General features: G+C 61.5%; 7 protein-coding genes. 1 reads left to right on the forward strand and 6 read right to left on the reverse strand.

Features of this window, described 5'->3' with window-relative positions; translation table 11 throughout:
- Nucleotides 1-40 precede the first annotated feature (40 nt).
- The 6 genes from V7773_RS19690 to dadA all read right to left on the reverse strand — a co-directional run bounded on the left by V7773_RS19690 (nt 41) and on the right by dadA (nt 6,173).
- Nucleotides 41-1,963, reverse strand: coding sequence for an acetyl-CoA hydrolase/transferase C-terminal domain-containing protein (locus tag V7773_RS19690; protein ID WP_336074628.1), 1,923 nt, complete (start codon nt 1,961-1,963; stop codon nt 41-43).
- 136 nt (nt 1,964-2,099) lie between these two features.
- On the reverse strand, nt 2,100-2,513 hold the full coding sequence (locus tag V7773_RS19695) for a c-type cytochrome (RefSeq protein ID WP_063323817.1): 414 nt from the start codon (nt 2,511-2,513) through the stop codon (nt 2,100-2,102).
- Between the two features lie 182 nt (nt 2,514-2,695).
- Nucleotides 2,696-3,244, reverse strand: a complete 549-nt coding sequence (locus V7773_RS19700) for a cupin domain-containing protein (RefSeq protein ID WP_003206841.1) — start codon at nt 3,242-3,244, stop codon at nt 2,696-2,698.
- 128 nt (nt 3,245-3,372) lie between these two features.
- Nucleotides 3,373-4,446 carry an alanine racemase gene (gene alr, locus V7773_RS19705; protein ID WP_092148273.1) on the reverse strand — a complete coding sequence of 358 codons (1,074 nt, stop codon included), beginning with the start codon at nt 4,444-4,446 and terminating at the stop codon, nt 3,373-3,375.
- Between the two features lie 97 nt (nt 4,447-4,543).
- Nucleotides 4,544-4,897, reverse strand: coding sequence for a RidA family protein (locus V7773_RS19710; RefSeq protein ID WP_003206844.1), 354 nt, complete (start codon nt 4,895-4,897; stop codon nt 4,544-4,546).
- The gene (gene dadA, locus V7773_RS19715; RefSeq protein ID WP_092148276.1) at nt 4,869-6,173 is read right to left on the reverse strand and encodes a D-amino acid dehydrogenase; all 1,305 of its coding nucleotides are present in this window, start codon (nt 6,171-6,173) and stop codon (nt 4,869-4,871) included. Before dadA ends, V7773_RS19710 begins: the two co-directional genes overlap by 29 nt.
- Before the next feature lie 155 nt (nt 6,174-6,328).
- Here dadA and V7773_RS19720 point away from each other — a divergent pair, with 155 nt between their 5' ends.
- Nucleotides 6,329-6,817: an Lrp/AsnC ligand binding domain-containing protein gene (locus V7773_RS19720; protein ID WP_003206849.1), complete on the forward strand. Its 489-nt coding sequence runs from the start codon at nt 6,329-6,331 to the stop codon at nt 6,815-6,817.
- The last annotated feature ends 51 nt before the right edge of the window (nt 6,818-6,868 follow it).

Below are 6,868 nucleotides of genomic sequence, written 5' to 3' on the forward strand. Positions count from 1 at the left end.
TGGGAGCAAGCTCGCTCCCACAAGGGGCTTAGGTGGGTCGCTAAGGCGCAGTAGCCTTGAGCCCCGCCAGCAACAACCGCTGGAACAACTCCTCCTTCAGCCCTTCGGGGCTGGTCAGCTGCATCCGCCCCAAATGCCCGGCAAACTCCCAGGGCTCCGGCGCATCGAGGGCGGCCTTGCCCAGCTCCAGGATCTCGGTGAGCTTGAACTTGCTCTTGAGCCAGTTCAGCGCCCGCAACAGGTCTCGCTCTACGTCGTCAAAATCGCAGCCCAGCGGATACTCCGGAAACAGGTTTGGATGCCGCGCCTGGATCGCCTGCAAACGCTCCGAAGTGTTGTCGGCGAATCGCGGATCGAGACGAAAATCCTTCGGCAACTTACCGGCTTTTTGCGCCTGCTCGATCAGCCCCGGCTGGAAGCGTGAGTCGCTGATGTTCAGCAACGCCTCGATCACCGCGGCGTCGGTCTTGCCGCGCAGGTCGGCGATGCCGTATTCGGTCACCACGATGTCGCGCAAGTGCCGGGGAATCGTGCAATGTCCGTAGTCCCAGACGATATTCGAGCTGATCTCGCCCCCGGCCTCACGCCAACTGCGCAGCAGCAGGATCGAACGCCCACCCTCCAGCGCATGGCCCTGGGCAACGAAGTTGTACTGCCCGCCCACGCCGCTGAGTACCCGCCCGTCCTCCAGCTGATCGGCCACCCCGGCACCCATCAGGGTCATGATGAAGACCGTGTTGATGAAGCGGGCGTCGAGGCGCTGCAGGCGCTTGAGCTGTTCCTGGCCGTACAGCTCGTTGATGTAACTGATGCGTGTCATGTTGAATTCGAGCAGACGGCTTTGCGGCAACTCGCGCAGGCGCTCATAAAAACTGCGCGGCCCGAGGAAAAATCCGCCGTGTATGCAAATGCCGTCAGGTTGCGCCGCCTCATCGAGGGTGCCGGCGTTGGCCCGTTCCTGGGTCGAAACATCGGGATAGACCTTGCGCCGGACGATTCCGGCCTCGGCCAGCACCAGCAAACCGTTGACGAACATTTCACTGCAGCCGTAAAGCCCTTTGGCAAACGGCTCGACCCCACCCTCGCGCTCGATCAGTTGCGCCCACTGGCTCAGGTTCAAGTCCGCCAGCAACGCCTGGTAACCGGCGTTATCGGCCTGGCGCGCCAACAGCGCCGCGGTCAATGCATCACCCATGGAACCAATGCCGATCTGCAGCGTCCCGCCGTCGCGCACCAAAGTACTGGCGTGCAGGCCGATCAGATGGTCCTGGAAGCCCACCGGCATGTTCGGCGTGGAAAACAACGTGTGACTGTCCTTCTCGTCGATCAACAGGTCAAAGGCGTCGATGCCGACTTCCGCGTCGCCCGGCATGTAGGGCAAATCGTTGTGCACCTGGCCGACCAGGAGGATGGTCTCCCCGGCCGCCCGCCGCTTGGCGATCATCGGCAGCAGGTCGAGGGTGATGTCCGGATTGCAGCTCAGGCTCAGGCGATCCGGATGCTCAGGGTCGCTCGCCACCAACTGCGCCACCAGATTCAAGCCGGCAGCGTTGATGTCCCGGGCAGCATGGCTGTAGTTGCTGCTGACGTAGCTCTGCTGGGCCGAGGCGCTGTGCAGCAGGCTGCCCGGCTGCATGAAGAACTGCTCGACTCGTATGTTGGGTGGCAGGCTGTCCTGATGCAGGTCGGCCAGGTAATCCAGTTCGGGATAGTCGCCGAAGACCCGTTCGACAAAGGGCTCGAGGAAGCGCTTCTGCAGACCATCGCCCAATTTCGGTCGGCCCAGGCTCAGGGCCGTGTAGATGGTCAACTGCCGCTCGGGCAGTTGTGCAATGCGCCGGTACAGCGCGTTGGCGAACAGGTTGGGTTTGCCTAGCCCCAGGGGCATGCCGAGATGAATATGCGCGGGCAGGCGCTCGAGCACGTCATCCACCGCCTGTTCGATTGAACACAACTGCACCATCGGACCCTCCTGGACACTCCATGAATGTGGGTTGGACCGAGCTTGCCGGGTCTTGGTTGCGATGAACAGCCCTGGAAAACCCCGGGGCACAAAAAAGCCGCTCGTAAGCGGCTTTTTTGCGCAAGATATCGGCGTATTACAGGCCGGACATCTCTTTGATGGCGCCCTTGAGGTCGTCATCCGAGCAATCGGCGCAGGTGCCCTTAGGCGGCATGGCATTGACGCCGGTAATGGCCTTGGCCAGGATGCCGTCGAGGCCGCCCTGGTGATCGGCGCGCTCTTTCCAGGCCGCCTTGTCACCGATTTTCGGCGCGCCCAGCAGGCCTGTGCCGTGGCAAGCGTTGCAATGCTTTGCAATCACGTCAGCCGGCTTCTTGGCACCACCCGCGCCGCCAGCGGCAGTGGCAACTTCCATGCCTTTGCATTCTTTCCCCTGGACGCAGACCTGGCCAACCGGTTCGAGGCGCTTGGCGATTTCGTCGGTGGTCGCCGCTTGGGCACTGACTGCCCATAGGGCCAATACGGTTGCTGGTGCAGCCAGCATTTTCATAATTAGGTTCACGCGTACACCCTCAATGGTGGCTAGTCACGCCTGCGGCCACGGTTTGCAGGCGGGCGCAAGTATAGCGGTAAGCCCGTCACACTGAAACAACCCCAAAGTCGCAAGGGTCTTGTTTGCAATGACGGTTACTTCCCTGGGCGCCTTTGCCGCAGGGGCCGGCGCCGCTTTTTCTAGAAATTGGCCGGAGTGGCTGCGCTGATCAGTCGCGCCGGCACGTCGAACGGATTACGAAAACGGTGGGGCTTGGTGCTTTCGAAATAGTAGCTGTCGCCCGCTTCGAGCACGAAGGTTTCGACACCGACCACCAGTTCCAGCCGCCCCTCCACCAGGATCCCGGTTTCCTCGCCCTCATGGGTGAGCATCTCTTCACCGGTATCGGCACCAGGCGGATAGATTTCGTTCAGGAAGGCGATCGCCCGGCTTGGGTGTGCCCTGCCCACCAACTTCATGGTCACGGCGCCGTCGGAGATGTCGATCAGTTCGTTGGCTTTATAAACGATCTGAGTCGGTTTCTCCTGAAGGATTTCTTCGGAGAAAAACTCGACCATGGACATGGGAATCCCGCCAAGGACCTTACGCAGCGAGCTGATCGAGGGGCTGACGCTGTTCTTCTCGATCATTGAAATAGTGCTGTTGGTGACGCCCGCACGCTTGGCGAGCTCACGCTGGGAAAGGCCTTTGAGTTTACGAATGGATTGCAGTCGTTCACCGACGTCCAATGCTGGAGCCTCCAGGGAATCAGGTTGTGAGGAAAGTGAGCGTTATCATGGCGACAGCGTTCAGTATTTACAACACTTGGACCCAAATCCTGTGCGGTGAAGCGACTTTCGGTAGCCGACGCCGTACGTCAATGCCCGGAATAGAGCCGTGGCACCCGCCGCAGGTTGCAGAAAATCTGATAGGGGATGGTGTCGGCGGCCTTGGCAACGTCGCTGGCAAGGATGTTCTTGCCCCACAACTCCACGGTCGAGCCGAGCCCGGCCTGGGGGACATCGGTCAAGTCGACACACAGCATGTCCATCGACACCCGCCCGACCAGTTGGCTGCGCTGCCCATCCACCAGCACCGGCGTACCGTTCGGCGCCTGGCGCGGGTAGCCGTCGGCATAGCCCATGGCGACCACCCCGACCCGGGTCGGTTGCGTGGTCACAAAACGGGCACCGTAGCCCACCGGTTCGCCAGCGGGCAATTCGCGCACGCAGATGATCTTCGACTCCAGCGTCATCACCGGTTGCAGGCGCGAGGCGACGGCGTTGGGCTCGTCGAAGGGCGTGGCCCCGTAGAGCATGATGCCCGGGCGCACCCAGTCGCTGGGTACCTGCGGCCAGCCCAGCACGGCCGGTGAGTTGCGCAGGCTGATCTGCGCCACCAGGCCCTGGCGGGCTTTGTCGAATATCGCCAGTTGCTCGGTGCTGCTGGGATCGTGCAGTTCATCGGCACGGGCGAAGTGACTCATCAACACGATCTTCGCCACCTTGCCGCTGGCGAGCAGGCGACGGTAGGCCGCTTGGTAATCCGCCGGATGCAGGCCGACCCGGTGCATACCGGAATCGAGCTTGAGCCAGACCGTGATCGGCTGGCTCAGCGCGGCTTTTTCAATCGCTTCGAGCTGCCACAACGAATGCACCACGCACCAGAAATCGTGCTCGACGATCAACGGCAGCTCACTGGCCTCGAAAAAACCCTCCAGCAGCAGGATCGGTCCGCGGATCCCACCGGCACGCAGTTCCAGGGCTTCTTCGATGCAGGCCACGGCAAACCCGTCTGCCGTGTCCTGCAGCGCCTCGGCGCAACGCACCGCGCCGTGCCCGTAGGCGTCGGCCTTGATCACCGCAAGGGCCTTGGCCCCCGTGACTTCGCGGGCCAATTGGTAGTTGTGACGCAGGGCTTGGAGATCGATCAGGGCACGGGCAGGACGCATGGCGGCGGGCTTCTAGGCGGTCATGAATAAAAAACCGGTGCTGGCTGACAGCATGAACCACCAACAGCACCGGGAGAGGGATCGTTTGGGCCGCTATTTAAGGCAACGCGGCCACGACGGACAGCTCTACCAGGATCTCCGGTTCGCACAGCTTGGCTTCCACCGTGGCGCGGGCCGGGGCGACGCCCTTGGGCAACCATTTGTCCCAGACCGCGTTCATGCCTTCGAAGTGAGCCTCGATGTCCTTCAAGTAGATCGTCACCGATAGCAAACGATTCTTGTCGGTTCCGGCCAGGTCCAGCAAGCGCTCGATATTGGCCAGGCTTTCGCGGGTCTGTTGTTCAATACCGGCGTTCATGTCGTCGCCGACCTGTCCGGCCAGGTAAACGGTGCCGTTGTGCACGACAACCTGGCTCATGCGGTCATTGGTGAGCTGGCGCTGGATTGACATGTTTTGCAGACTCCTGGTGTTTGCTGCCATAACGGGAAATATCGAGGCCTTCGGCGCTGATCTGCGGCTTTTTCTTCGCCATCAGGTCGGCCAACAGGCGACCGGAACCACAGGCCATGGTCCATCCAAGGGTGCCATGGCCGGTGTTCAGGAACAGATTCTTGAAGGGCGTAGCACCGACGATGGGCGTTCCGTCCGGGGTGGTCGGACGCAAGCCGGTCCAGAAACTCGCCTCGGCCAGATTGCCGCCCTGAGGATAAAGGTCGTTGACGATCATCTCCAGGGTTTCGCGCCGACGTGGGTTGAGAGACAGGTCAAAACCGGCGATTTCCGCCATGCCGCCCACCCGAATACGGTTGTCGAAGCGGGTGATCGCGACCTTATAGGTTTCGTCGAGAATGGTCGAAGTCGGCGCCATCGCCGGGTTGGTGATCGGCACGGTCAGGGAGTAGCCCTTGAGCGGATACACCGGTGCACGGATCCCGAGAGGCTTGAGCAGTTGCGGCGAGTAGCTGCCCAGGGCAAGGACGTAGCGGTCGGCGGTTTCCAGCTTGCCGTCGATCCAGACACCGTTGATGCGGTCACCGGCGAAGTCCAGGCGCTGGATATCCTGGCCGAAGCGGAATTGCACTCCGAGCTTCTCGGCCATTTCCGCCAAGCGCGTGGTAAACATCTGGCAGTCGCCGGTCTGGTCGTTGGGCAAGCGCAGGGCGCCGGCCAGAATGTCGGTGACATTCGCCAGGGCCGGCTCGACCCGGGCGATGCCTTCGCGGTCGAGTACTTCGAACGGCACACCCGACTCTTTCAGCACGGCGATGTCTTTTGCCGCGCCGTCGAGCTGGGCCTGGGTGCGGAACAGCTGGGTGGTCCCCAGGCTACGGCCCTCGTAGGCAATGCCGGTTTCGGCGCGCAGCTCGTCGAGGCAGTCACGGCTGTACTCGGACAGGCGCACCATGCGCTCCTTGTTGATCGCATAGCGGCTGGCGGTGCAGTTGCGCAGCATCTGTGCCATCCACAGGTATTGGTCAATATCGGCAGTGGCCTTGATCGCCAGCGGCGCGTGGCGCTGCAGCAGCCACTTGATGGCCTTGAGCGGCACGCCCGGCGCGGCCCACGGCGAGGCATAACCCGGCGACACCTGGCCGGCGTTGGCGAAACTGGTTTCCATGGCAGGCGCCGGCTGACGGTCGACCACCACCACTTCAAACCCGGCACGGGCCAGATAATAAGCACTGACGGTACCGATGACGCCGCTACCCAAGACCAGAACGCGCATGTTGATGCCCTCATCGCGGATAACCGCTGACGTTTGTTGTACATAGCTTTGATGGTCGCAGTGTAAAAAAGATCAGCCAGTGCTTTTCACTATATAAACGCCTATATTTGGCGAGAATTCTCGGCAAAAACCCTTTTCACGGAGGCGCATCACCTGTGCGTACCAACACCCAGACCAAACGTGAGCTGGACAAGATCGACCGCAATATCCTGCGCATACTCCAGGCGGACGGGCGCATCTCCTTCACCGAGCTGGGGGAAAAGGTCGGCCTCTCCACCACGCCCTGCACCGAGCGGGTACGGCGCCTGGAGCGCGAGGGCATCATCATGGGCTATAACGCCCGGCTCAATCCGCAGCACTTGAAGGGTAGCCTGCTGGTGTTTGTCGAGATCAGCCTCGACTACAAATCCGGCGACACGTTTGAAGAGTTCCGACGCGCCGTGCTGAAACTGCCTCACGTGTTGGAATGTCACTTGGTGTCAGGGGATTTCGACTATCTGGTGAAAGCACGGATTTCCGAGATGGCTTCGTACCGCAAGCTGCTGGGGGACATCCTGCTCAAGCTGCCCCATGTGCGTGAATCCAAGAGCTACATCGTGATGGAAGAGGTGAAGGAGAGCTTGAACCTGCCGATTCCGGATTGAGCCTGGCTCCGGACCGCTTTCGCGAGCGGGCAGCATTCCCACGCGAAACAT

Origin of the sequence: Pseudomonas sp. 3JA, from assembly GCF_036961705.1 — a bacterium.
Classification (GTDB): Bacteria; Pseudomonadota; Gammaproteobacteria; order Pseudomonadales; family Pseudomonadaceae; genus Aquipseudomonas; species Aquipseudomonas fluorescens_Q.

Excerpts from the sequence above, each read along its gene's own strand:
- V7773_RS19690 (WP_336074628.1), bottom strand. The coding sequence starts at position 1,963 with ATGGTGCAGTTGTGTTCAATCGAACAGGCGGTGGATGACGTGCTCGAG.
- V7773_RS19695 (WP_063323817.1), bottom strand. The coding sequence starts at position 2,513 with ATGAAAATGCTGGCTGCACCAGCAACCGTATTGGCCCTATGGGCAGTC.
- alr (WP_092148273.1), bottom strand. The coding sequence starts at position 4,446 with ATGCGTCCTGCCCGTGCCCTGATCGATCTCCAAGCCCTGCGTCACAAC.
- V7773_RS19710 (WP_003206844.1), bottom strand. The coding sequence starts at position 4,897 with ATGTCAATCCAGCGCCAGCTCACCAATGACCGCATGAGCCAGGTTGTC.
- dadA (WP_092148276.1), bottom strand. The coding sequence starts at position 6,173 with ATGCGCGTTCTGGTCTTGGGTAGCGGCGTCATCGGTACCGTCAGTGCT.